The organism is Sandarakinorhabdus sp. FBCC-B8862 (genome assembly GCF_059745315.1).
The window spans coordinates 1194959-1216961 of the sequence record NZ_CM185574.1; the positions used below are offsets into that span (position 1 = coordinate 1194959).

23 protein-coding genes are annotated in these 22003 nt (G+C 66.3%); 10 read left to right on the forward strand and 13 right to left on the reverse strand.

Annotated features, from left to right (window positions below):
* Window positions 1–54 precede the first annotated feature (54 nt).
* The 5 genes from AC6BOR_RS05815 to mutM form a co-directional block, all read right to left on the reverse strand.
* Window positions 55–834, reverse strand: coding sequence for an SDR family NAD(P)-dependent oxidoreductase (locus AC6BOR_RS05815; protein ID WP_094473101.1), 780 nt, complete (start codon window positions 832–834; stop codon window positions 55–57).
* Between the two features lie 69 nt (window positions 835–903).
* Complete coding sequence (locus AC6BOR_RS05820; protein ID WP_498060246.1) at window positions 904–1788, reverse strand: DMT family transporter; 885 nt, start codon at window positions 1786–1788, stop codon at window positions 904–906.
* A 229-nt stretch (window positions 1789–2017) separates the two neighbouring features.
* Entirely contained in the window at window positions 2018–3364 is a 1347-nt protein-coding gene (dnaA, locus tag AC6BOR_RS05825; RefSeq protein ID WP_498060247.1) for a chromosomal replication initiator protein DnaA, read from the reverse strand.
* Window positions 3365–4016: 652 nt separating this feature from the next.
* Complete coding sequence (gene rpsT / locus AC6BOR_RS05830) at window positions 4017–4283, reverse strand: 30S ribosomal protein S20 (RefSeq protein ID WP_086115983.1); 267 nt, start codon at window positions 4281–4283, stop codon at window positions 4017–4019.
* Between the two features lie 105 nt (window positions 4284–4388).
* Window positions 4389–5210: a bifunctional DNA-formamidopyrimidine glycosylase/DNA-(apurinic or apyrimidinic site) lyase gene (mutM, locus tag AC6BOR_RS05835; RefSeq protein ID WP_498060248.1), complete on the reverse strand. Its 822-nt coding sequence runs from the start codon at window positions 5208–5210 to the stop codon at window positions 4389–4391.
* Window positions 5211–5283: 73 nt separating this feature from the next.
* Here mutM and AC6BOR_RS05840 point away from each other — a divergent pair, with 73 nt between their 5' ends.
* From AC6BOR_RS05840 to AC6BOR_RS05865, 6 genes are all read left to right on the forward strand, one after another.
* Window positions 5284–6015 carry a class I SAM-dependent methyltransferase gene (locus AC6BOR_RS05840; protein ID WP_498060249.1) on the forward strand — a complete coding sequence of 244 codons (732 nt, stop codon included), beginning with the start codon at window positions 5284–5286 and terminating at the stop codon, window positions 6013–6015.
* Between the two features lie 50 nt (window positions 6016–6065).
* Window positions 6066–7556, forward strand: a complete 1491-nt coding sequence (locus AC6BOR_RS05845; RefSeq protein ID WP_498060250.1) for an AarF/UbiB family protein — start codon at window positions 6066–6068, stop codon at window positions 7554–7556.
* 40 nt (window positions 7557–7596) lie between these two features.
* Window positions 7597–7827 carry a phosphoribosylformylglycinamidine synthase subunit PurS gene (purS, locus tag AC6BOR_RS05850; RefSeq protein ID WP_086116222.1) on the forward strand — a complete coding sequence of 77 codons (231 nt, stop codon included), beginning with the start codon at window positions 7597–7599 and terminating at the stop codon, window positions 7825–7827.
* Window positions 7824–8489, forward strand: a complete 666-nt coding sequence (purQ, locus tag AC6BOR_RS05855) for a phosphoribosylformylglycinamidine synthase subunit PurQ (protein ID WP_498060251.1) — start codon at window positions 7824–7826, stop codon at window positions 8487–8489. The genes purS and purQ overlap by 4 nt, the downstream gene beginning before the upstream one ends.
* 184 nt (window positions 8490–8673) lie before the next feature.
* The gene (locus AC6BOR_RS05860) at window positions 8674–8985 is read left to right on the forward strand and encodes a hypothetical protein (protein ID WP_498060252.1); all 312 of its coding nucleotides are present in this window, start codon (window positions 8674–8676) and stop codon (window positions 8983–8985) included.
* A 106-nt stretch (window positions 8986–9091) separates the two neighbouring features.
* Window positions 9092–10039 carry an MBL fold metallo-hydrolase gene (locus AC6BOR_RS05865; RefSeq protein ID WP_498060253.1) on the forward strand — a complete coding sequence of 316 codons (948 nt, stop codon included), beginning with the start codon at window positions 9092–9094 and terminating at the stop codon, window positions 10037–10039.
* Between the two features lie 19 nt (window positions 10040–10058).
* On the opposite strand, the gene AC6BOR_RS05870 is transcribed toward AC6BOR_RS05865, so the two are convergent.
* The 4 genes from AC6BOR_RS05870 to AC6BOR_RS05885 form a co-directional block, all read right to left on the reverse strand.
* Window positions 10059–10913, reverse strand: coding sequence for a 23S rRNA (adenine(2030)-N(6))-methyltransferase RlmJ (locus AC6BOR_RS05870; protein ID WP_498060254.1), 855 nt, complete (start codon window positions 10911–10913; stop codon window positions 10059–10061).
* A complete protein-coding gene (locus AC6BOR_RS05875) occupies window positions 10910–11482 on the reverse strand; it encodes a pseudouridine synthase (protein ID WP_498060255.1) in 573 nt (190 codons plus the stop codon). Before AC6BOR_RS05875 ends, AC6BOR_RS05870 begins: the two co-directional genes overlap by 4 nt.
* A 78-nt stretch (window positions 11483–11560) precedes the next feature.
* The gene (locus tag AC6BOR_RS05880) at window positions 11561–11863 is read right to left on the reverse strand and encodes an alkylphosphonate utilization protein (RefSeq protein ID WP_498060256.1); all 303 of its coding nucleotides are present in this window, start codon (window positions 11861–11863) and stop codon (window positions 11561–11563) included.
* A 65-nt stretch (window positions 11864–11928) separates the two neighbouring features.
* Entirely contained in the window at window positions 11929–12717 is a 789-nt protein-coding gene (locus AC6BOR_RS05885; protein ID WP_498060257.1) for a queuosine precursor transporter, read from the reverse strand.
* Window positions 12718–12814: 97 nt separating this feature from the next.
* On the opposite strand from AC6BOR_RS05885, the gene AC6BOR_RS05890 reads away from it, so the two are divergent.
* On the forward strand, window positions 12815–14083 hold the full coding sequence (locus tag AC6BOR_RS05890; RefSeq protein WP_498060259.1) for a Y-family DNA polymerase: 1269 nt from the start codon (window positions 12815–12817) through the stop codon (window positions 14081–14083).
* On the opposite strand, the gene hemN is transcribed toward AC6BOR_RS05890, so the two are convergent.
* The 3 genes from hemN to AC6BOR_RS05905 all read right to left on the reverse strand — a co-directional run bounded on the left by hemN (window position 14084) and on the right by AC6BOR_RS05905 (window position 18014).
* A complete protein-coding gene (gene hemN / locus AC6BOR_RS05895) occupies window positions 14084–15439 on the reverse strand; it encodes an oxygen-independent coproporphyrinogen III oxidase (protein ID WP_498060261.1) in 1356 nt (451 codons plus the stop codon). It lies immediately after the preceding gene.
* A 561-nt stretch (window positions 15440–16000) separates the two neighbouring features.
* Window positions 16001–16492 (reverse strand): hypothetical protein, encoded by a 492-nt coding sequence (locus AC6BOR_RS05900; protein ID WP_498060262.1) that lies wholly within the window; start codon window positions 16490–16492, stop codon window positions 16001–16003.
* A 190-nt stretch (window positions 16493–16682) separates the two neighbouring features.
* Window positions 16683–18014 carry an NAD(P)/FAD-dependent oxidoreductase gene (locus tag AC6BOR_RS05905; protein ID WP_498060264.1) on the reverse strand — a complete coding sequence of 444 codons (1332 nt, stop codon included), beginning with the start codon at window positions 18012–18014 and terminating at the stop codon, window positions 16683–16685.
* Window positions 18015–18157: 143 nt separating this feature from the next.
* On the opposite strand from AC6BOR_RS05905, the gene AC6BOR_RS05910 reads away from it, so the two are divergent.
* The 3 genes from AC6BOR_RS05910 (at window position 18158) to purL (ending at window position 21598) form a co-directional block, all read left to right on the forward strand.
* On the forward strand, window positions 18158–18487 hold the full coding sequence (locus AC6BOR_RS05910; protein ID WP_498060265.1) for a superinfection immunity protein: 330 nt from the start codon (window positions 18158–18160) through the stop codon (window positions 18485–18487).
* A gap of 63 nt (window positions 18488–18550) precedes the next feature.
* The gene (locus AC6BOR_RS05915; protein ID WP_498060266.1) at window positions 18551–19414 is read left to right on the forward strand and encodes a hypothetical protein; all 864 of its coding nucleotides are present in this window, start codon (window positions 18551–18553) and stop codon (window positions 19412–19414) included.
* 33 nt (window positions 19415–19447) lie between these two features.
* Entirely contained in the window at window positions 19448–21598 is a 2151-nt protein-coding gene (gene purL, locus AC6BOR_RS05920) for a phosphoribosylformylglycinamidine synthase subunit PurL (RefSeq protein WP_498060267.1), read from the forward strand.
* A 3-nt stretch (window positions 21599–21601) separates the two neighbouring features.
* Here purL and AC6BOR_RS05925 read toward each other — a convergent pair whose 3' ends face one another.
* Complete coding sequence (locus AC6BOR_RS05925) at window positions 21602–22000, reverse strand: phosphate-starvation-inducible protein PsiE (protein WP_094474007.1); 399 nt, start codon at window positions 21998–22000, stop codon at window positions 21602–21604.
* Between the last annotated feature and the right edge of the window lie 3 nt (window positions 22001–22003).

Here is a 22003-nt window from a genome sequence, read left to right on the forward strand (position 1 = left end):
GCCGAGCTTGCCGGAGTCGGCAAATAGCGCTGCCATTTGCGCGCCCGGCTGCGATCAGCGCGGAGCCATCCGGATGCCACCGTCCAGGCGCACATCCTCGCCGTTGAAATAGGAGTTGCGGCACATCTCGACCGCCAGGCTGGCATATTCCTCCGGAATGCCCAGCCGCTTGGGGAACAGCACGGTGGCGCCAAGCGCGGCCTTCACATTGTCCGGCGCGCCCTGCAGCAGCGGGGTGTTGAAGATGCCGGGCAGGATGGTGTTGACGCGGATGCCTTCGCTGGACAGGTCGCGGGCGATCGGCAGGGTCATGCCGACGACACCGCCCTTGGAGGCGGAATAGGCCGCCTGGCCGATCTGGCCATCCTCGGCGGCGACCGAGGCGGTGTTGACGATGGCGCCACGCTCACCATTCTCCATCGGCGGCAGGGTCAGCATGCCGGCGGCCGACTTGGCGATGCAGCGGAAGGTGCCCACCAGGTTGATCTGGATGATGCGGTCAAAGGCATCGATCGGGAAATGCTTGATGCTGCCATCTTCCTTGGAGCGGCTGGCGGTCTTGATCGCGTTGCCGGTGCCGGCGCAGTTGATCAGGATCCGTTCCTGTCCGATCGCGGCGCGCGCCTTGGCAAAGCCGGCATCCACCGATTCGTCGCTGGTGACGTTGACGTTGCAGAACACGCCGCCGATCTCGGCGGCCACCGCTTCGCCCTTCTCGGCGTTCATGTCGAAAATGGCGACCTTGACGCCATGGCTGGCCAACAGGCGCGCGGTCGCCGCGCCCAGACCCGATGCGCCGCCTGTGACGACTGCAGACATGCCTTCCAGATTCATCATTGCCTCCCATGCAGGTGATGGCCGCTTATGGGCAGCGGCCCTGCCGGCTGCAACCTTTCCAAAGCGTCAGCCTCGCGGCTGGCTGTCGCGGCGCGCCTGGCGCTTCAGCTGCGCCTCGCGGAAGGCGAGATAGATGGTGGAGCCAAGGATCAGCGCGCCGCCGGCCAGCGTCAGCCCGTCGTATCGCTCATCAAACAGCAGCACGCCGGCCGCGGTGACCAGGCCAAAGCGGACGAAATCCAGCGGCAGCACGGCCGAGGCTTCCGAAAGGGAAAAGGCGCGGGTGAGGGTGATCTGCCCAACGGCAGCAGCAGCGCCAATGCCGATCAACAGGCCCCAGACCGATTGCGGCGGCAGGCGCCAGACGAACAGCGCGCAGGCCAGGCTTGGGCCCAGGATCAGGATGAAGGTCCAGGCGGCCACGGCGCGCGGATCATCCACCCCAACCAGGCTGCGCATGGCAACGATGGAATAGCCGGTGGAGACGGCCGAAATGATGGCGGCGATGATCCCCGGCGTCATCGGCAAATGGCCCGGCCGCAGCACCAGCAGCATGCCGGCAAAGCCCACCGCCAGCGCCACCAGCCGCCGCGCGCGCACGCGTTCGCCCAGCACCAGCACCGCCCCCAGCGTGCCGAACAGCGGCGCCGTGTAGTTGATGGCCAGCGTATCGGCCAGGGGCGCATTGGCCACGGCATAGAAGGTGCCCATGGTGGCGATGAAGCCCGAGGTGGCGCGGGCCAGATGCACCCTTGCCCGGTCCCGCCGGATGAGGCCGGGATTGCGCAGGATCATCGGCATCAGGAACATCAGGCCGAACAGATTGCGGAAGAACACAATCTCGAAACTGTGCAGATCGCGCGCGGCATAGCGGATCATCACCCACATCGACGCAAAGGCGCAGCAGGAGATGATGAACCAGAAGGGGCCGGAGCGGTTGAGGCGTTCCACCCCACCCGGTTAGGCGCTGAAATCCCGGCTGGGAAGCCTCAAAGCTAGGGTCAGGATCTGTTAAATCCCTGCCCCGGAACGGCGCGGAGAAGCCCGGCACGAGTGAGAGAGCTCAGTGGCGCACCCCGAAGGGTGCGTCCAAGCGAAGCGAGCGCTGAGCCGGGCTTCTCCGCTCCGCCCTTCGGGTTGAACGCAGGGGCCGGGAATTACCAGGTCCTGACCCTGGGCCTCAGGCGTCGAGCAGCCGTGCGAGGGTGGCGACATCGCTGTCGATCTCGCGATCCTTGGCGCGCAGTTCCTCCACCTTCTTCACCGCGTGCATCACCGTGGTGTGATCGCGGTTGCCAAAGCGGCGGCCGATTTCGGGCAGCGAACGCGGCGTCATCTTCTTGGCCAGATACATGGCGATCTGGCGCGGCCGGGCCACCTCGCGGGCGCGCCGTTCCGACAGCAGGTCCGCCAGGCGCAGGCCATAATAATCGGCCACCTTGCGCTGGATCTCGTCGATGGTCAGCTTCTTCTCGTGGGCGCGCAGCAGATCGGCCAGCGTCTCCCGGGTGAATTCCAGCGTGATCGGCTTGCCGATCAAGAGGGCAAAGGCCGTCACCCGATTGAGGGCGCCTTCGAGCTCACGCACATTGGCGGTGATCTTGCGGGCGAGGAATTCGACCACATCATCCGGCACCTGCACCCGGTTGCCCAGCGTCGCCACCTTGGCCTGCAGGATGTTCAGCCGCAGCTCGTAATCGGCCGGGTTGATATCGGCGACCAGGCCCCAGGCCATGCGCGACAGGATGCGTTCCTGGATGCCTTCCAGATTCTGCGGGCTGCGATCGGCGGTGATCACCAGGCGTTTGCCGGCGCCGATGATCTCGTTCATCGTGTGGAAGAATTCCTCCTGGGTGGAATCCTTGCCGGCGATGAACTGCACATCGTCGATCATCAACAGATCGACCGAGCGCAGCCGCTGCTTGAAGCTGATCGTGTCCTTGGCGCGCATCGCCGCCATGAACTCGACCATGAATTTCTCTGCCGACAGATAGGCCACCCGGGCCTGGGGATGCCGGGCCAGGAAAGCATTGCCGATGGCGTGCATCAGATGGGTTTTGCCAAGGCCGGTGGCCCCATGCAGGAACAGCGGGTTGAAGCCCGGAGCGCCGGGTTCGGCCATGGTCAGCGCGGCGTTGTAGGCCAGCTCATTGGCCTTGCCGACGATGAAATTGTCAAAATTGTAGCGGGCGTCGACCGGCAGCGGCTGGCTGGGCGCCGATTGGGGCACGGCGCGCGAAGGCACCGGCACGGCGGCAGGGCCGGCCGCGGTGACGCTCACCCGGCGCAGGGCCGGATTCTGGGCCGCGAAATGCCGGCGCAGCGAATCGCCATAATTGCTGTTCACCCAATCGGCATCAAAGGCCGACGGCGCGGCCAGCCGCACCAGATCGCCATCGCAGCCCAGGATGGCCACCGGCGCCAGCCAGGCATCGAACACATGGTCCCCAGCCTCCTGGCGCAGCGCCGTGCGCACGCGCTGCCACAGATCCCGCACCGCCGGATCGACGGGATTGGACGGTGGCACAAAGACAGACGACCCCAAAGATGCAGATGCAACTGCGCCCGACACAAAAATTCCTTCCATCGCCCCCGCCCCTGGCCCTGCCCCAAACAAAGGGCCAGTCACGATCCCCCCGCACTGCACCCGGTCACACGAGGCCGCAAAAAGGCGACCACGCCAGACGCAGGGCGCAGCAGACATTCATCGTTCGACTGGAAACCCGGGGTGCTGACAGCGTCCGCCGGTCCAAACCGGGATTCAGATAAGCCCGCATTTGTGACACGGGCAAGCGAACAAATTCGATCCACACCCAAATTTTTTGATTGACAGGCCTGTGGAAAACTCTCCTTCGAAGGCCATTCATCCTATTGAGAAATATGAGTTATTTTGATTGCGAAACTGATTCTCACAGTTCGAATCGCAGCCAAGTCATTGGATTTTTTGTGTCAGTGCGATGACAGCCTGGTGACAGCGCCAGCAGCAGGCCTTGCCAATCCGTTGCCGCGGCCAGCGACTTCGGCACTGCAGCATGGGCCGGGTCACGCAAACCGGCTCCACACCAGTGGGCAGTTGGCCGAATCAGCCAGGCGAATCGCCCAAAACACGACAGGGGCCCGGTTTCGCAACCGGGCCCCTGTTGGTGATCACGGGCAGGCCAGACGGCCCGCGCGGCGAATCAGGCGGTCAGCGCCTTCACGCGGCCAGCCAGGCGGCTGATCTTGCGGGCGACCGTGTTCTTGTGCAGCACACCCTTGGCGACGCCGCGCATCATTTCCGGCTGAGCCGCCTTCAGGGCTTCGGCAGCAGCGGCGGCATCGCCGGCCGCCAGGCTGGCTTCCACCTTCTTGACGAAGGTGCGGATGCGGCTGACGCGCGCCTTGTTGACGGCGGCGCGGCGAGCGTTGCGACGGATGCGCTTTTCAGCCTGGGGCGTGTTGGCCATGTGGTTCCTGCAAATCGGTCAATAAGGGTAAAGCCCGCGCCGCGAGGGCCGGTGCCAGAAGTCGAGCGCCATAGTGGAGGCGTGCGGCCCGGTCAAGCCTCTGGATCATGCCGGCGGCTGGCAGGCCGGGCACAAGAAGCTGGAACGGCCGGACTGGACGATGCGGGCCACCGGCGTGGCACAAACGGCGCAGCCCTCACCCTCGCGGCCATAGACCGCGAAATCCTTCTGGAAATAGCCCAGCGTGCCATCAGGCGCCGCATGATCCCGCAAGGTGGAGCCGCCGGCCGCGATCGCCTCGGTCAGCACCGCCGGGATGGCCGGCAACAGCCGTTTCAACTGCCGCGCCGTCACTTGCCCTCCCGGCGTTTCGGGGTGGATTCCGGCCCGGAACAGCGCCTCGCACACATAGATATTGCCAAGGCCAGCGATCAGCCGCTGATCAAGCAGGATGGCTTTGGCCGGGGCCAGCCGATCAGCAAAGATCGCGTTGAGCAGCGGCAGGCCATAATCGGGGCCCAATGGTTCGGGCCCGATGCCGGCAATCAGGGGATGCGCGGCCAGATCGGCGGTCGCGACCAGATCAAGGCTGCCAAAGCGGCGGGCATCGTTGAACGCCACCACTCGGCCATTGCCGGTTTCGAACACGACATGGTCATGCTTGAGCAATTCGCCGGGATCGACCCGCATCCGCCCCGACATGCCAAGATGGATGATCAGCGTGTCCCCACGGTCGGTTTCCACCAGGCCATATTTGGCACGGCGACCGAGGCGCACCACGGTGGCACCGGTGAGGCGCTGGCCGAGCGCTTCCGGCAACGGGCGGCGCAGATCCGGGCGGTTGGCGACGACGCGGGTGAAGCGCTGGCCGTCCCACACCGGGGCCAGGCCACGCATCACGGTCTCGACTTCAGGAAGCTCGGGCATGGACCGCGACATAGGCGGCGTTTGCATGGCCGCCAAGCCTCGGCTAAGCCGCAGGCCGAAAAGGAAAGGCCCGATGAGCGAGACCGTCAGCTTCGGCTACGAGGACGTGGACCCCGAGGAAAAGACCCGCCGTGTGGGCGAGGTGTTCCGTTCGGTGGCCAAGCGATACGACATCATGAACGATCTGATGTCGGCCGGCATGCACCGGGTGTGGAAGGATGATTTCGTGCGGCTGCTGAACCCGCGGCCGGGCGAGGATATCCTCGACATGGCCGGCGGCACCGGCGACATCGCCTTCCGCATCGAAAAATCGGGGGCCAATGTGACGGTGGCCGATATCAACCCGGCTATGCTGGAAGTGGGCATGGAACGGGCCGCCGAGCGCGGGCTGACCAGCCTCGTTTGGCGCGAGGAAAATGCCGAGGTGCTGAGCTTTCCGGACCGCAGCTTTGATGGCTACACCATCGCCTTCGGCATAAGGAACGTGACCGACATTCCGGCGGCCCTGAAGGAAGCCTATCGCGTGCTGCGCTTTGGCGGGCGCTTCTTCTGCCTGGAGTTTTCCACCACCACCTGGCCCGGTTTTTCCGAAGTCTATGATATTTATTCGGAAAAGCTGGTGCCACGCATTGGCGAGATTGTCGCCAAGGATGCCGATTCCTATCGCTATCTGATCGAATCGATCCGCCGCTTCCCCAAGATGCCGGCGTTCGCCGCGATGATCGGGGATGCCGGCTTCAAGCAGGTCCGTTACCGCCCGATCCTTGGCGGCGCGGTGGCGATCCATTCGGGCTGGAAGATCTGAACTTGTTCGCGCTGGTGCATCTGTGGCGGCTCCTGATCTGGGGCCGGCGCATGGCGCGTCATGGTGCCCTGCGCCCGTTTGAGGACAAGCGCCTGCCGCTGGCGATCCGGCTGGTGGCGCGCATCGCCCGATTTGGCACGGGCGCACCCAAGACTCCGGATTTCGCCGGTGGGCTGGCGGCGGTCGGCCCGGCCGCGATCAAGCTGGGCCAGGCGCTGGCCACCCGCCCCGATCTGATCGGCGTGGCCGCCGCGGCCGATCTCGCCCGCCTGCAGGACAAGTTGCCGCCGGTGCCGTTCGCCGCGATCGAGGCGCAGCTGAACGCGGCCTGTGGCGGCGATTGGAAGACGCAATTTCAATCTGTTGACCCCGAGGCTGTGGGCGCTGCTTCCATCGCGCAGGTGCACAAGGGCGTCACCAGCGACGGGCGCAACGTGGCCATCAAGCTGCTGCGCCCCGGCATCGAGGCCGATGTCGCCTCGGCGCTTGCCACCTATGACTGGGGTGCCGGCCATCTGGAAACGCTGGGCGGCGAATTCGCCCGGCTGCGCCCGCGCGCTGTGATTGCGACCTTCCGCAGCTGGATCGAAACCGAGCTGGACCTGCGCCGGGAGGCGGCAAATGCCTCGGAACTGGCGGAAATCCTCGCCGGCGAGCCCGATTTCGTGGTGCCTCAGGTGGATTGGCAGCGCTCCACCCGCCGCTGCCTGGTGATCGACTGGATCGACGGGGTGAAATTGTCGGACACGGCTGCCATTGCTGCGCTGCCGGTGGATCGGCCGGCGCTGGCCAAGGTGCTGGTGAACGGCTTTCTGGCCCAGGCCATCGCCAAGGGCTTTTTCCATGCCGACATGCACCAGGGCAATTTGTTTATCATTCCGCCTGGCGATAGCGGCGACCATGCCCGCATCGGCGTGATCGATTTCGGCATCATGGGCCGCATCAACCGGCGCGCCCGGCTCTATCTCGCGGAAATTCTTCATGGATTGGTCACCGGCAATTATGCCCGCGTCGCCGAAATCCATTTCGAGGCCGGCTATGTGCCGCCGCACCACAACCCGGCAGCCTTTGCGACGGCGCTGCGCGCGGTGGGCGAACCCATCCGCGGCCGCAAGGCGCGCGACATCAGCATCACCGACATGCTGGAAGGGCTGTTCGGCATCACCCGCAGTTTCGACATGCCGGTGCAGCCGCATCTGCTGCTGCTGCAGAAGACCATGGTGATGGTGGAAGGCGTGGCGCTGACCATCGATCCCCATGTCAACATGTGGGAGGTGGCGGAGCCCTATGTGCGCGACTGGGTGCGCGACGAAATGGGCCCCGAAGCGGTGATCGCCGATCAATTGGTGTTGAATGCCAGGGCCTTGGCCCAGTTGCCGCGGATTTTCCGGCAATGGGTGGCCGACAATCCGATGCCAGGCGCCGCCCCGCCGCAACCGCCATTGCCGCCCCTGCCGGAGCGCGCATCTGGTGGTTGGTCCACCCCCTGGCTGCTGCTGGCGGCCGGGCTCGGTGCGGCCATGGTGACGCTGCTGGGCTGAGCGCTTGCACCGGGGCGTGGTTCGGCCTATGGCCGCGCCCATGATCGTCAAAGTCACCGTCACCCTGAAAAATGGCGTGCTCGACCCGCAGGGCCGGGCCATTGAGGCAGCCCTGAAGGGGCTGGGCTTTGACGGTGTGGCCGGCGCCCGTGTCGGCAAGCTGATCGAGCTGGAGGTGGCCGACGGCACCTCGCGCGAAACCATTGAGAATATGGCCAAACAGCTACTCGCCAACACGGTGATCGAGAATTTCCGGATCGAAATGCCGTGAAGGCCGCGGTCATCGTCTTCCCCGGTTCCAACTGCGATCGCGACCTGGCGGATGCGATTGCCAAGGTGACCGGCCGTGCCCCGGCGATGATCTGGCACCGCGAGACCGAGCTGCCGGCCAATCTGGATTTCATCGGCGTGCCCGGCGGCTTTTCCTATGGCGACTATCTGCGGTCTGGCGCCATGGCGGCACGGTCGCCGGTGATGCAGGCGGTGGTCAAGGCGGCGGGCGAAGGCCGCGCTGTCCTTGGCATTTGCAACGGTTTTCAGGTGCTTACTGAAGCTGGTTTGCTGCCCGGCGCCTTGATGCGCAACGCTGGCCTGAACTTTGTCTGCCGGGATGTGCGCCTGTCGGTGGCCAACAGCCAGTCGATCTTCACCAGCCTTTATGCGACCGGTGAGGAGATCCGCATCCCGGTGGCGCATCATGATGGCAATTACACCGCCGATGCCGCCACGCTGGACCGGCTGGAAGGCGAAGGCCGGGTGGCGTTCCGCTATGCCGAAGCCGTGAACGGTTCAGCCCGCGATATCGCCGGCATCCTGAACGATGAAGGCAATGTGCTGGGGATGATGCCCCACCCCGAACGGCTGATCGAGGCAGAGCAGGGCGGCACCGATGGCCGGCGCATGTTCGAAGCGGCGATGATGGCCCTGGCCTGAGGCCGGTCGACGCCGCCGTTCTGGATGAATTTTCGTCCACGACCAACCAGAAATCACAATGATATCATTGGCCTGCATCCTTGCGGGGCCGATCATTGCAGGCCTGTGACAATCCGGCAGATTGAGGACCGGCGCGCTCCGGATTAGCGGCGAAATTGCTTCTCCCCCCGCAAAGGAAGCGCGCATGAACGGCACTGATTTCCCGGTTCCCGCGTCCCTCGCTGCCCGGCGGCTGACCAGTTTCTGCCTGCTGGCGATCACCGCGCTGGTGTTCCAGCTGGTGCTGCGCTTCAACCTGGAGGCACAGGCCCTGCCTGCCCATGCCGGCGGCGATCTGGCCCAGATCAAGACGCATGGCTTTGCCGTGGTGCTGGGGGTGATGGCCATGCTGAACATCGCCTGGTTTGGCGCACTGATCCGGGTGCAGGCCATGGAAGCGCACATGAAGGCCCGGGCCGTGGCGAAAAACCGGCAATCGGTGACCGAACCGCGCTGAGGCGTGACCGCGGCCGGCGCGCCGGTGACCGCAGCTGAAGCGGCGGTGACCGATCCCGATGCACCGGCTTGCCAGCCCGGTTCGGGCGGCGCAGTCTGCCCAGATCATGCTCTCCCGCCGTCACATCCTCGCCCTGCCCGCCGCCCTTGGCCTGGCCAGCCGGCTCCCCGCGCAATTGCCGGTTCCGCACCAGGCCGCTCCGGCCGCGCCCGACCGGCTGGTGCTGCTCGGCACCGGCGGTGGCCCCACGCCCAAGGCGCTGCGCGCGGCACCCGCCGCCGCACTGATGATCGGTGGGCGCCTCCACATGCTGGACGCCGGCAATGGTGCTGCCCGCCAGGCCGTGCTGGCCGGGCTGCCGCTGAAGGCCCTCGCCCATGTCTGGATCAGCCATCTGCACAATGATCATGTCGCCGATGCCTTCACCCTGCTCTGGCTGGCGTGGAGCGGCGCGCTGACCACACCGGTCAGCATTCACGGCCCGGCCGGGCTGGCCGCAATGCGCTCGGGGTGGGAGGCGTTCGCCCGGACCGACATCGAGACCCGCATGGCCGATGAAGGCCGGCCCGATCTCAGGCGCCTGCTGTCGGTGCAGGAAATCGAACCGGGCGTGCTGCTGGATGATGGCGGCCTGAAGGTCACCGCGGCCCGTGTCGAGCACCCACCGCTGACCGACAGTTTCGCCTTCCGGTTCGACTGGGCCGGCAGGTCCCTCGTCTATTCCGGGGACACCGCCCCCTGCCCTGCCCTGGTCGCGCTGGCGCGGGGCGCCGACACGCTGGTGCAGGAAGCCATGTACCTGCCCGCGCTGGACCGGCTGATTGCCTCTGAATCCAACGCCCCCACCCTGCGCGCCCATCTGCTGGCCAGCCACACGACGGCGGAACAGGCCGGTGCGATTGCGGCGGAAGCCGGGGTGAAGCGGCTGGTGCTCACCCATTTCGTGCCTGGCGGCGATGCGAGCATCCGCGACGAGGATTGGCGCGCCGCTGCCGCCACGGCGTTCAAGGGCGAGATTGTCGTGGGCCGCGATCTGCTGGCGCTGCCGCTTTGAGGCGGCAGGCCCGCCCCCGCTATTCGGTCAGCCAGGTCGCGCTGATCCGGCCCCGGTGCCCATCGGGGGCCAGCGCCGTGCGCAGGGCGTCGAGCAGCGGCGGGAGCGCCTGGGTGAAGGCATAGGGCGGGTTGACGAAGAACAGGCCGGCGCCGTTGTAGACGCCCGGCTGCTCGGCATCGAACAGCCAATGCTCCACGGCGAGGCATTTCGGAATGCCCAGCCGGCGCAGCTGCCCGGTCCAGCGGTGCTGGGTTTCGCTGTCTTTCAGGGGAAACCAGATGGCGGTGACGCCATGGGCCCATTTGCGGTGGGCGGCGGCCAGGGTGGCGGTGATGCGGGCGCGCTCGTCCGTCTGTTCATAGGGCGGATCGACCACCACAAGCCCGCGCGGCGTTCGGGTGGGCAGCAGCGCCAGCCACAGTTCATAGGCATCGCGTTCGTGCACGGCCGCCGGCGTGCCGCGCATGGCGGCGCGCAGGGCCTGGGCATCCTGGGGATGTTTTTCGTTGAGGATCAGCCCATCCTGCGGGCGCAGCAGCTGCGCCAACAGCCGCGGCGATCCGGGATAAAGGCGCGGGCCCGCCGCCGGATCCCACGCGGCATCCTCGGCCCGGTTCAGTGTCGCCACGGCGGCGCGATAATCATCGAGCAGCGGGTTGTGATCGGCAAAGGCGCGCAGCACGCCCTCGCTGGCCTCTCCGGTGCGCTGGGCCTGGTCGCCGGCCAGATCATAGAGGCCGCAGCCGGCGTGGGTGTCGATCAGAGTGAGGGCGCCCGGCTTTTGCTGCAGCGCGCGCACCAGCGCGATCAGGAGGCTGTGCTTGACGACATCGGCGCTGTTGCCGGCATGAAAGGCGTGGCGATAGTTCATCGGGCCGGCACATCCTGCGGCTGCGCCGCCGTTTCCGCAAACTGGCCCGGCGCAATCCCGGCAACCGTCCAGCCGCCGATCGACCAGCGCACCAGCCTCAGCGTGGGCAGGCCAACAGCCGCCGTCATGCGGCGCACCTGGCGGTTGCGGCCTTCGCGGATGGTGAGGCGCAGCCAGGCATCGGGGACGGTCTTGCGCTGGCGGATGGGCGGATCACGCGGCCACAGATCGGGCGGATCGATGCGCTCCGCCTCGGCCGGCAGGGTGAGGCCGTCGTTCAGCCGGACGCCGCGGCGCAACTGCGCCAGCGCCGCCTCCTGCGGATCGCCTTCCACCTGCACCAGATAGGTTTTCGGCAGTTTGAAGCGCGGATCGGCAATGCGCGCCTGCAACCGGCCATCATCGCAGAGCAGCAGCAACCCCTCACTGTCACGGTCAAGCCGACCGGCGGGATAGACGCCCTTCACATCGATATGGTCCGACAAGGTGGCGCGCGCCGTCGGCGAACCACGGTCGGTGAACTGCGACAGCACGCCAAAGGGTTTGTTGAACAGGAGCAGCCGGGCCATGCGCGGTGCATATCGCCTGATGGCGGCGATGTCTGCAACGCCATGCGCGCGGGCCCTTACGCCGCTGGCGATTGCCGCTCAGCGTTTTTTCACGAATTCGGCGCGCAGCACCAGGCCCTTGATGCCATCATATTTGCAGTCGATTTCCTGGGCATCACCGGTCAGGCGGATGGACTTGATCAGCGTGCCGCGACGCAGCGTCTGGCCGGCGCCTTTCACATCAAGATCCTTGATCAGCGTGACCTGATCGCCATCGGCCAGCAGATTGCCGACGGCATCGCGCACCTCCACCTGGGTGGCAGCGGCGCTGCGCTGCGCCAGTTGGGAGGCGGGCAGCCACTCCCCGCTCTCCTCGTCATAGACATAATCTTCGTCACTCATGCCCGCCGCTGTAGGCGACGCAGGCGGGCGGACACCATAGGGGGTTGCCCGGAGGGACGGCCGGATCAGACGCGGGTCTTGAAGGGCGTGAAATCGGTGCCGGTGTCGTACACGTCCAGGCCTTCCACGCGCTTGAACCAGCCGACGACGGCGTAGGTGACGGGGGTGAGGAGGACTTCCCAGAGGACTTTCAGCACATAGTTGGTTCCAGCGATGAGGAGCACGCGCTCCACCGGCCAATCGGGTTGGCCGAGGAAGGCCAATGGGTAGAAGATCAGACTGTCCACGCCCTGGCCCACCACGGTGGAGCCGATGGTGCGGGTCCACAGCCAGCGGCCCTTGGTGAGCAGTTTCAGGCGGGCGAGGACGAAGCTGTTGGCGAATTCTCCGGCCCAGAAGGCGGTGATGGAGGCGAGGAAGATGCGCGGGGTCTGGCCGAAGACGGCGGCCAGGGTTTCCTGACCAGTCCAGCCCGGCGCCGGGGGCATGGCGACGACCACGGCGCACATCAGGGCGGTGAAGGCGGAGGCCGCAAAGCCGACCCAGACGACGCGGCGGGCGCGGGCATAGCCATAGACTTCGGTGAGGACATCGCCCAGCACATAGCCCAAGGGGAAGAACAGGATGCCGGCGCCAAAGATGACCGGCTCGCTGCTCCACGGCACCGAAACCGCGGCCTGCTTGCCGGCGCCGATCAGGTTGGAGCAGATGAGGATGACGGCAAAGGCCGCCATGCAGAAATCATAATAGCGCAGCTGGCGGCCCGACAGGCTGGTGGCAGAAACAGCGCGGATGCCATCGCCGGGGATATCGGCATCGTGGAGCAGGGCCTGATCGTCGGGGCTGATCGTCATGCCCGGCACCATAATGGCTTTGGGCCCGAGGGGAAGGGCGCCAAAGTGCGCAGGGGTTTTTGTTCTATTTTTGTTCTGATTGTGCTATGGCAGGTCCATGGGCGAGTCGCTTCCCCTTCGTTGGCTGTATCTGGACCTCAACAGCTATTTCGCCAGTGTGGAGCAGCAGCTGAACCCGCAACTGCGCGGGCGGCCGGTGGTGGTGGCGCCGGTGATGACCGACAGCACCAGCGCGATTGCGGCGAGTTATGAGGCCAAGGCCTTTGGCATCCGCACCGGCACGAAAATCTGGGAAGCCAAGGCCAGGTGCCGCGATGTGGTGATCGTGCCGGGGCGGCATGATGAATATGTGAAGTTCCACCACCGCATCGTGGCCGAGGTGGAGCGGCACGTGCCGGTGACGAAAATCTGTTCCATCGACGAGGTGGCGTGCCGGCTGCTGGACAATGAGAACAGTGTGGAAGGCGTGGCGGCGCTGGCCGGCCGGATCAAGGCCGGGCTGGCGGCCAAAGTGGGGGAATGCCTGACCGCCAGCATCGGTGTCGCCAGCAACCGCCTGCTGGCCAAGATGGCGGCCGACATGAAGAAGCCCGATGGCCTGACCATATTGACGGAGGACGTGCGCGCGGCCCGGCTGGAGCGGCTGCCGCTGTCGGACATTCCGGGCGTGGGGCGGGCGATGGAGCGGCGGCTGGCCGCCCAGGGCCTGGTGACGATGGCGCAATTGCTGGCGATGCCGCCCGGCGAGGCCCGGCGCATCTGGGGCAATGTGTGGGGCGAGCGGCTGCACTGGCTGCTGCACGGGCACGAGATTGCCGAGGTGGAGCAGGCGCGCAAGACCATCGGGCACAGCCATGTGCTGGGGCCGGAAAAGCGCCCGCAAGCCGTCGCCCGGCTGGTGGCGCGGCGGCTGGCGATGAAGGCGGGCACGCGGCTGCGGCGAGCGAACTGCCGCGCCGGCTGGCTGGGCCTCAATGTGAAAGGTGAGGAACGCGGCACCAAATGGAAGGGCGGCGTGAAGCTGCCCCGCGTGATGGACGGCATCAGTCTGGTGGCGGCGCTGGACGGGCTGTGGGCGCGCATGGCGGTGGAGTTTGGCCCGCGCCGGCTGTTGCAGGTGGGCGTGGTGCTGGCCGATCTGACCGATGCCGATGCCGCCCAGGCTGATCTGTTTGATGCCGATGCGCTGTTGTGTGCGCGCACCGACGCGCGGCGGCAGGCGCTTTCGGCGGCGATGGACAAGGTGAACCAACGCTTTGGCCGGGATGCGGTGACTCTGGGCCATGATGCGCGCGGGGCGACCCGGTCGCGCGGGCCGGCGATTGCCTTCACCCGGATTCCGGAGCTGGCCGAATTCAGCGAGTGATCACACCGCGCTGCTGTGGCGTTGCGGCGCCTGCAGATGGGCATCGAAGGCCGAGGCGATGAGGCGGGCATAGGGCCAGCCATCGGGCGTGAGCGCGACATGGCGGCCGTGGAGGCGGACAAGCCCGCGCGCCGCGTGGCCGGCGAGCTGCGCCAGCGCCGGTTCCAGGCTGGGCGGCACATCGGCTTCGCCATCGCAGAGCAGGCGCTCGATGATGGCGGCGCGGCTGCTGTCGTCTTCGTTGACGACGACGCCGCGCCAGCCGGCCAGGCCGCCCGCGTTCACCCGGGCTTCCCAACCCGCCAGATGCTTGTCGTTCTGGACGATGAGGCCGGGGAATTGGCTTATTGCGGTGGCGCCGAGGCCGATCAGCGCTTCGCCTGCATCTGTGGCATAGCCCTGGAAGTTGCGGATCAGCGTGCCGGCCGCGGCAGCCTGAGCCAGACTGTCATCCGGCAGGGCGAAATGGTCAAAGCCGATGACGGCATAGCCGGCCTGCCGGAACAGGCGGTTGGCCGTGCTGCTCATGGCAAAGCGGGCGGCGGGGCCGGGCAGATCAAGATCGCTGATCATGCGCTGGCGCGGGACGGCCGCCGGCATATGGGCATAGCCGAACACCGCGACGCGCGAGGGTTGCAGGGCGATGGCCTGATCGATGGTTTCGGTGAGATCGACGACGCTCTGGCCGGGCAGGCCGTACATGAGATCGAAATTGATCGCATCGATGCCAGCGCCGCGGAACTGCGCCACGGCATCGGCAATCATCCCGAACGGCTGGATGCGGTTGATCAGTTTCTGCACATGCGGCGCAAAGGTCTGCACGCCCAGGCTGATGCGGTTCACGCCAGCGGCGGCCAGCTGCTCGGCATCGCCGGGGCGGATGGCGCGCGGATCAAGCTCCATGGCGATCTCGCAGTCATCCGCAACGGCGAACTGGCGGCGCAGCTCGGCAATGATGCGGGCCAGCACTGGGGCGGCCAGCGCATTGGGGCTGCCGCCGCCAAAGTTGATCGCCGTCACCCTGCCCCGGCACAGGCTGGCCACCGTGGCGATTTCGGTGAGCAGCGCCTTTTCATAACGCCGCAACCGATCATTCGCCGCCACCCCGGTGTTGCAGCCACAATACCAGCAGATCTGCCGGCAAAACGGGATGTGCAGGTAAAGCGCAATCGGCGCATCCGCCGGGATGGCGGCCAGCGCGCGGGCCTGATCGGTGGCGGTGACGCCCTCGTGGAATTGCGCGGCCGTGGGGTAGCTGGTGTAGCGCGGAACGGTGCGCGCGGCGAGATCGGGATGGAAGATGGGCATGGGGTGGTTGTAGGCGCGGGCGGGGGCGTGGGCGTTGATCTGGATCAAACGGCAAGGCCAAGAAAGGGGCCTCCGGCGGGCAGGGGCGAGGCCCCTGCACCCGTTCGTTTTTGGGCAGCGCTTGATGGCGAGTTTGGGGTGGTTAGCTGCCCCTTCCCCACATCGTCGCCCCGTGCTTGACACGGGGCTTGGCTTGTCGTTCGCGGCGTCTTCAACAAGGCTCAGCGAATGTTTTTGCCCCAGATCCAAGCTGATGATCCCAATTGGGATGATTTGTGGGACAAATGGTTCGGGTAGGACGGGGAAGAAGGCGAGCCAAGCCCCGTGTCAAGCACGGGGCGACGGGGATGTGGGACGACCGCAATTGGGCGAAAGCGGACGCGCTCCCCACGCAGCACAAACGAAATCGAACAGGTGCAGGGGCCGCGCCCCTGCCCACGTCACCCCGGACTTGATCCGGGGCGGAGGCCTGCTTGTTTTTTTGAAACGCTCCGCCTCGCCCCCTCCGTCACGCTTTGCGTGCCACCTCCCCCAGAGGGGGAGGATTGGTTGGGTGCCGTTCGCGGTTGGGACGCGCCACCGGGTTGACGCGGCCGACCAGCATCAGGATCAGGCCGTTCGCTGGCGGCGCACCCACATGACCTGGACGCCATAGCCGAGCACGAACAGCCCAAGAAAGGCCAGGTGGAACCCGCGCAGCAGCGGATCGTCAAACCGGTCGACCACCGGATCGCCAACCGGCAGGCGGCGCAGGCCGTCGGTGATGGCCGGGATCATGTGGAACAACAGGGTTGAGGAAAAACACAGCGTCTGGAGATAGGGGATGAGCCCGCCAAGGAACCGGAGGCGTGGCACGATGAAGCCGCCGGCCAGGGCCAGCAGGGTCAGCACGCCAAGGGCATGGGCGGGACCAAAGCCCGTCCCCTGATTGAAGATCATCAGGGACGTGGCGGCGGCGAGCAGCGTGCAGGCGATATAGATCTGGCCCGAGCGCTGCCCGGGCGTGATCAATTTGTGGACAACGAGCGCATAGATCCCGGCGAGGATCGCGATGATGGCGATACCGGTGTGGAACCAGCCAAGCGGCGTGATTGTCGGCATGTCTGCACCCCCCGTGCCTGCAGCCCGCCGATCGGGCCGAACCGGCATTGGTTATGTATGCGCGACTTGTCTGCAGGCCGCAACTGGGCTGGGTCTGGCCAGTTGGGGCATTCTTGTTCTTTTGAAATGCCCTGCCTCGCCCCCTCCGTCACGCTGCGCGTGCCACCTCCCCCAGAGGGGGAGGATCGGCTCAGTGCAGTTTCAGCTTGGGGCGGACGACCTGGTTCACGTGGCCCATCAGGATCAGGAACAGGCCCTTGATCCAGCCGTGGATGGCGATGAGATGGAGGCGGTAGAGGGAGGTGTAGACGAAGCGGGCGAGGCGGCCTTCGATGGCCATCTTGCCGCCGACGAGATTGCCCATCAGGCTGCCGACGGTGGAGTAGCGCGCCAGGTTCACCAAGGCGCCCTTGTCCTGATAGACGAAGGGGACGAGGGATTTGCCGGCGACCAGCGCCTTGATGTTGCGGAACACGGTGTCGGCCATCTGGTGGGCGGCCTGGGCACGCGGCGGGATCGGGCGGGTGTGGCCGGGGGGCGTGTAGCTGGCGCAATCGCCGATGGCGAAGATTGCATCATCAAGCGTGGTCTGCAGCGTGTCCTTCACCAGCAGCTGGTTGCCGCGGGTGGTTTCGAGGCCGCCGATGCCATTGAGGAAATCGGCGCCCTTCACGCCGGCGGCCCAGACGCGGATATCGGCGGGGATCATCGTGCCATCCTTGACATGGATGGCATCGGGGGTGGCGGCGACGACCTGGGTGTTGGAGCGCACCGAGACCCCGAGATTTTCCAGCTCGCTGTGGGCGGCGGCGGCGAGCTTTTCCGGCAGCATGGGCAGGATGCGCGGGCCGGCTTCGAGAAGGGTGACGGTGAGGCGCTTCCTGTCAAACACTTCAAGGCCATAGAAGCCGAGCGCATCGGCGGCGGAATAAAGCTCGGCGGCCAGTTCGACGCCGGTGGCGCCGCCGCCGACGATCACCACCTTGACCGTGGCATCGCTGGCCGGATCGGCGACCATCTGGCGCGAGACGCGCAGGCACTGGTTCAAGAGCTTGCGGCGGAAGCGGTCGGCATCGGGGCGGCTTTCCAGCGCCAGGCAATGATCCTTGACGCCCGGGATGCCGAAATCATTGGAAATGCTGCCGACCGCGATGACGAGATAATCATAGCGGATGCGGTGGCGGCCGATCACCTCGCTGCCGTCTTCATCGCGGATGGGGGCGATGATGATCTCTTTGGCGTCACGGTCGATGGCTTCCAGCGCGCCATCGAAATAGCGATAGCCCCAGCGATAGGCGTGGCCGCGATAGCCGACCTCATCCAGATTGGCATCCAGGCTGCCGGCGGCCACTTCGTGCAGCAGCGGCTTCCAGATGTGGGTGGGGTTGCGATCGACGAGGATGATGTCGAAATCTGCACGCGGGAAATGCGCGCCGAGCTTGGTGACAAGCTCCAGCCCGCCGGCGCCGCCGCCGACGACGACGATCTGGGTTTTCTTTCCGTCTGCCCGTGTGCGCGGCATGTTGGTTGCGCCCAGCCTCACTCTGCCCGTGGAGCCCCCCTTTAACGTGCAGGGCGCAATTGCCAAATATGTTTGTGCCGGATTGACAGACGGTTGGCGGCTTCCCACTGTGTTATTGCCATAATACGCAAAGGGTCGCCCTGATGACAGACAAGCAGATGTTGGCGCTGGCCATTGGCACCATCGTGGCTTTGGTGCTGAATTTCCTGCCGACGGCCATCGCTTATGCCCGCCGCCATCCCGAACGGGCGCTGCTGGCACGGATCAACATCCTGTCGATCCTGTCGTTCCTGCTGTGGCTGGCGTTGATGGCCTGGGCGGTGGGCGGTGCGCGCAACGATGCGGTGATCAACCGGTTCGTGCACAACAAGGCGCAGCGGCCGCTGCTGATCGGTGTGCTGGTGCTGCTGGTGGGCGGCGGCCTGGCGCTGACCCTGACCAGCCTGGGCCAATTGCCGCGCCTGCCCCATTGAGCCCCCTGCCCCGGCTTGACGGCGTGCCGGCCGTGGGGCCTGGTGCGCGCCGGGGAGAGCGCGATGCTGAATTTGTTGCTGGGCATGCTGGGGCTGGCGGCGCTGGCCAATGCGGTGGTGCTGCTGCGCGCCGCCGCGCGCCAGCGGGCGCGGCCGGGCGTGGAGGCGACGGCGCTGGGCGCCGTGGTGAATTTCCTCGACACGCTGGGCATCGGTTCGATGGCGCCGACCATGGCCTGGTTCAAGTTCCGCCGCATGGTGCCCGATCATCTGATCCCGCAGACGATGATCGCCGGCCTGACCCTGCCGACCATGGTGGAATCGGTGATCTTCCTGATCCTGCTGGGGGTGAATGTTGATCCGGTGCTGTTGCTGGGCAGCGTGGTGACGTTGCTGGCCGGCGGCCTCGTCGGCGTGCGGCTGGTGAGCCGGGCACGGCCCTGGGTGGTGCAGGCCTGGGTGGCGGTGGCGCTGCTGCTGGCGGCCTTGTTCTATATACTGTCGATCCTGGATCTCATGCCGGCGGGCGGCACCGCCAACGCCTTGTCACCCGGCCTGACGGCGGTGGCGATTGCCGCCAGTTTCGGCTTTGGCGTGCTGCTGAATTTCGGCGTGGGCAATTATGCGCCCACGCTGGCGCTGTTGTCGCTGATGGGCCTTGATCCGCGGCTGTGCTTTCCGATCATGGCGACCGGCGCGTCGGTGGCCGGCACGGTGATGAGCGCATCGCACCTGACCGCCGACCGGGTGGATGTGCGCATCCCGCTGGCGATGGTGCTGGGCGGAATTCCGGCGGTGCTGGTGGCGGCGCTGCTGGTCAAATCGCTGCCATTGACGGCGCTGAAATGGATGGTCAGCCTGGTCATCCTCTACACCGCGGTGGTGATGCTGCGCGGTGCGCTGCGGGCGCGCGCGCAAGCCGCATGACAAAGGCCGCCGCTGCGGCTATGGGGCGCGTCCATGAGCATCACCCCCGACATCGTCGCCGCCCATGGTTTCACGCCCGAGGAGTATGACCGGGTGCTCGCCGCCATGGGGCGGGAGCCGAACCTGTTGGAACTGGGCATTTTTTCGGTGATGTGGTCGGAACATTGCTCCTACAAGTCGAGCCGGCTGCACCTGGCCAAGCTGCCGACAAAGGCGCCCTGGGTGATTCAGGGGCCGGGTGAGAATGCCGGCGTGATCGACATTGGCGACGGCGATGCCGCCATCTTCAAGATGGAGAGCCACAACCACCCCAGCTATATCGAGCCCTATCAGGGCGCGGCGACCGGCGTGGGCGGCATCCTGCGCGACGTGTTCACCATGGGCGCGCGCCCCGTCGCCAATATGAACGCCCTGCGCTTTGGCGAGATTGATGCGCCCAAGATGCGCCATCTGGTGAAGGGCGTGGTGGCCGGCATTGGCGGTTACGGCAATTGCGTCGGCGTGCCGACCGTGGGCGGCGAGACGATTTTCCACAAGAGCTACAACGGCAACATCATCGTCAATGCGATGACGGTGGGCTTGGCGCGGGCTGACAAGATTTTCTATTCCGCCGCCGCCGGCGTGGGCAATCCGGTTGTCTATGTCGGTTCGAAGACCGGGCGCGACGGCATCCACGGCGCCACCATGGCCAGCGCCGAATTTGACGAGAACAGCGAGGAAAAGCGCCCGACCGTGCAGGTGGGCGACCCGTTCACCGAAAAGCTGCTGATCGAAGCCTGCCTGGAGCTGATGGCATCGGACGCAATTGTCGCCATCCAGGATATGGGCGCGGCCGGCCTCACCAGCTCGTCGGTGGAAATGGCGTCGAAGGGCGGGGTGGGCATCCGCCTCGATCTCGACAAGGTGCCGTGCCGCGAAACCGGCATGACGCCGTATGAAATGATGCTGTCGGAAAGCCAGGAGCGGATGCTGATGGTGCTGAAGCCGGGCCGCGAGGCCTTTGCCGAAGCCATTTTCCGCAAGTGGGAACTGGATTTCGCCGTGATCGGCGAGGTGGTGCACGGCGGCGACCTGACCATGACCTTCCACGGCCACGAGGTTGGCCGCATCCCGCTGGAGCCGCTGGCCGATGCAGCGCCGAAATATGACCGGCCGCATGTGCCGACGCCGAAGCGTGCGCCGCTGGCCGATGTGCCGGCGAGCGCCAGCATCGCGGCGGATCTGAAGACGCTGATGGCCAGCGTGGACCTGTGCTCGCGCCGCTGGATCTGGGAACAATATGACCACATGGTCGGCGCCGACACGCTGCAGCGGCCAGGCGGCGATGCCGCGGTGGTGCGCGTGCATGGCACAAGGAAGGCGCTGGCCATCGCCACCGATTGCACGCCACGTTACTGCTATGCCGATCCGCACGAAGGCGGCAAGCAGGCCGTGGCGGAGACCTGGCGCAACATCGTGGCGGTGGGCGGCAAGCCGCTGGCCATCACCAACTGCCTCAACTTTGCGTCCCCGCAGAATCCGGTGATCATGGGGCAATTGGTCGGCTGCATCGAGGGGATGGCCGAAGCCTGCCGGGCACTGGATTACCCGGTCGTGTCGGGCAATGTCTCCCTCTACAACGAGAGCAAGGCGACGGGCGGTGGCAACGCCATCCTGCCCACCCCGGCCATCGGCGGCGTCGGCCTGCTCGCCGATTATGCCAAGCAGATGGATCTGGCCTTCAAGGCGGCGGGCGAGGCGATCTGGCTGATTGGCGGGGATGGCACGCATCTGGGCCAGTCGCTGTGGCTGCGCGAATGCCATGGCCAAGAGGAAGGCCCGCCGCCGCCGGTCAATCTGGTGGCTGAACGCGCCCATGGCGAGGCGGTGGCCAGCCTGATTGCGGCCGGCACGGTGACGGCGGTGCATGATCTGTCGGATGGCGGCCTGGTGGTGGCGCTGGCCGAAATGGCGCTGGCCAGCGGGCTGGGCGCGGTGGTGGACGCCAGGCTGGACGCCGCGACCGCCTTTGGCGAAGACCAGGGCCGCTATCTGGTGACGGCGCCGGCCGGGGTGGACATTCCGGGCGCGACCCGCATCGGCACAGTGGACGGCGATGCGCTGGTGCTGAACGGCGAGGTGGTGGCGCTGGTCGAGCTCAAGCGGCTGCACGAGGATGCCCTGCCGGCGATGATCCGGGGCTGAGCGTCAACGCGCCTTGAAGCGCACCAGGATGGTGGCGGCGATGGCCAGCAGCAGGATGGCGCTGGCTTCGAAGATGATCGATTGCGGCGCCATTTCCTTGCCCTGCAGCACGATCAGCCGGGCCAGCGCGGTGATGGCGATGAAGATCGGATAGACCACGGGCACCGCGGCATTGGCATAGAAGGCGGCGACCATGCCGATCACCTCGGTATAGAGGAACATCAGCAATATATCGGCGAGGTTGATGTTCTGCGCCTGCCAGACGCGCAACAGTTCCAGCGCGACCGCCCCCAGCGTCATCAGCGCGATCAGGAACAACAGGCCGCGTTCGATCCAGCCGAAGGTGACCAGCGCGCGGGCGCGGTCGGCGGGGCTGAGGCCTTCGTGGGCGGGATCATCCATCGG

Excerpts from the sequence above, each read along its gene's own strand:
- AC6BOR_RS05815 (WP_094473101.1), bottom strand. The coding sequence starts at position 834 with ATGAATCTGGAAGGCATGTCTGCAGTCGTCACAGGCGGCGCATCGGGT.
- rpsT (WP_086115983.1), bottom strand. The coding sequence starts at position 4,283 with ATGGCCAACACGCCCCAGGCTGAAAAGCGCATCCGTCGCAACGCTCGC.
- mutM (WP_498060248.1), bottom strand. The coding sequence starts at position 5,210 with ATGCCCGAGCTTCCTGAAGTCGAGACCGTGATGCGTGGCCTGGCCCCG.
- AC6BOR_RS05840 (WP_498060249.1), top strand. The coding sequence starts at position 5,284 with ATGAGCGAGACCGTCAGCTTCGGCTACGAGGACGTGGACCCCGAGGAA.
- AC6BOR_RS05845 (WP_498060250.1), top strand. The coding sequence starts at position 6,066 with ATGGCGCGTCATGGTGCCCTGCGCCCGTTTGAGGACAAGCGCCTGCCG.
- purS (WP_086116222.1), top strand. The coding sequence starts at position 7,597 with ATGATCGTCAAAGTCACCGTCACCCTGAAAAATGGCGTGCTCGACCCG.
- AC6BOR_RS05860 (WP_498060252.1), top strand. The coding sequence starts at position 8,674 with ATGAACGGCACTGATTTCCCGGTTCCCGCGTCCCTCGCTGCCCGGCGG.
- AC6BOR_RS05865 (WP_498060253.1), top strand. The coding sequence starts at position 9,092 with ATGCTCTCCCGCCGTCACATCCTCGCCCTGCCCGCCGCCCTTGGCCTG.
- AC6BOR_RS05870 (WP_498060254.1), bottom strand. The coding sequence starts at position 10,913 with ATGAACTATCGCCACGCCTTTCATGCCGGCAACAGCGCCGATGTCGTC.
- AC6BOR_RS05875 (WP_498060255.1), bottom strand. The coding sequence starts at position 11,482 with ATGGCCCGGCTGCTCCTGTTCAACAAACCCTTTGGCGTGCTGTCGCAG.
- AC6BOR_RS05880 (WP_498060256.1), bottom strand. The coding sequence starts at position 11,863 with ATGAGTGACGAAGATTATGTCTATGACGAGGAGAGCGGGGAGTGGCTG.
- AC6BOR_RS05885 (WP_498060257.1), bottom strand. The coding sequence starts at position 12,717 with ATGACGATCAGCCCCGACGATCAGGCCCTGCTCCACGATGCCGATATC.
- AC6BOR_RS05890 (WP_498060259.1), top strand. The coding sequence starts at position 12,815 with ATGGGCGAGTCGCTTCCCCTTCGTTGGCTGTATCTGGACCTCAACAGC.
- AC6BOR_RS05900 (WP_498060262.1), bottom strand. The coding sequence starts at position 16,492 with ATGCCGACAATCACGCCGCTTGGCTGGTTCCACACCGGTATCGCCATC.
- AC6BOR_RS05905 (WP_498060264.1), bottom strand. The coding sequence starts at position 18,014 with ATGCCGCGCACACGGGCAGACGGAAAGAAAACCCAGATCGTCGTCGTC.
- AC6BOR_RS05910 (WP_498060265.1), top strand. The coding sequence starts at position 18,158 with ATGACAGACAAGCAGATGTTGGCGCTGGCCATTGGCACCATCGTGGCT.
- AC6BOR_RS05915 (WP_498060266.1), top strand. The coding sequence starts at position 18,551 with ATGCTGAATTTGTTGCTGGGCATGCTGGGGCTGGCGGCGCTGGCCAAT.
- purL (WP_498060267.1), top strand. The coding sequence starts at position 19,448 with ATGAGCATCACCCCCGACATCGTCGCCGCCCATGGTTTCACGCCCGAG.
- AC6BOR_RS05925 (WP_094474007.1), bottom strand. The coding sequence starts at position 22,000 with ATGGATGATCCCGCCCACGAAGGCCTCAGCCCCGCCGACCGCGCCCGC.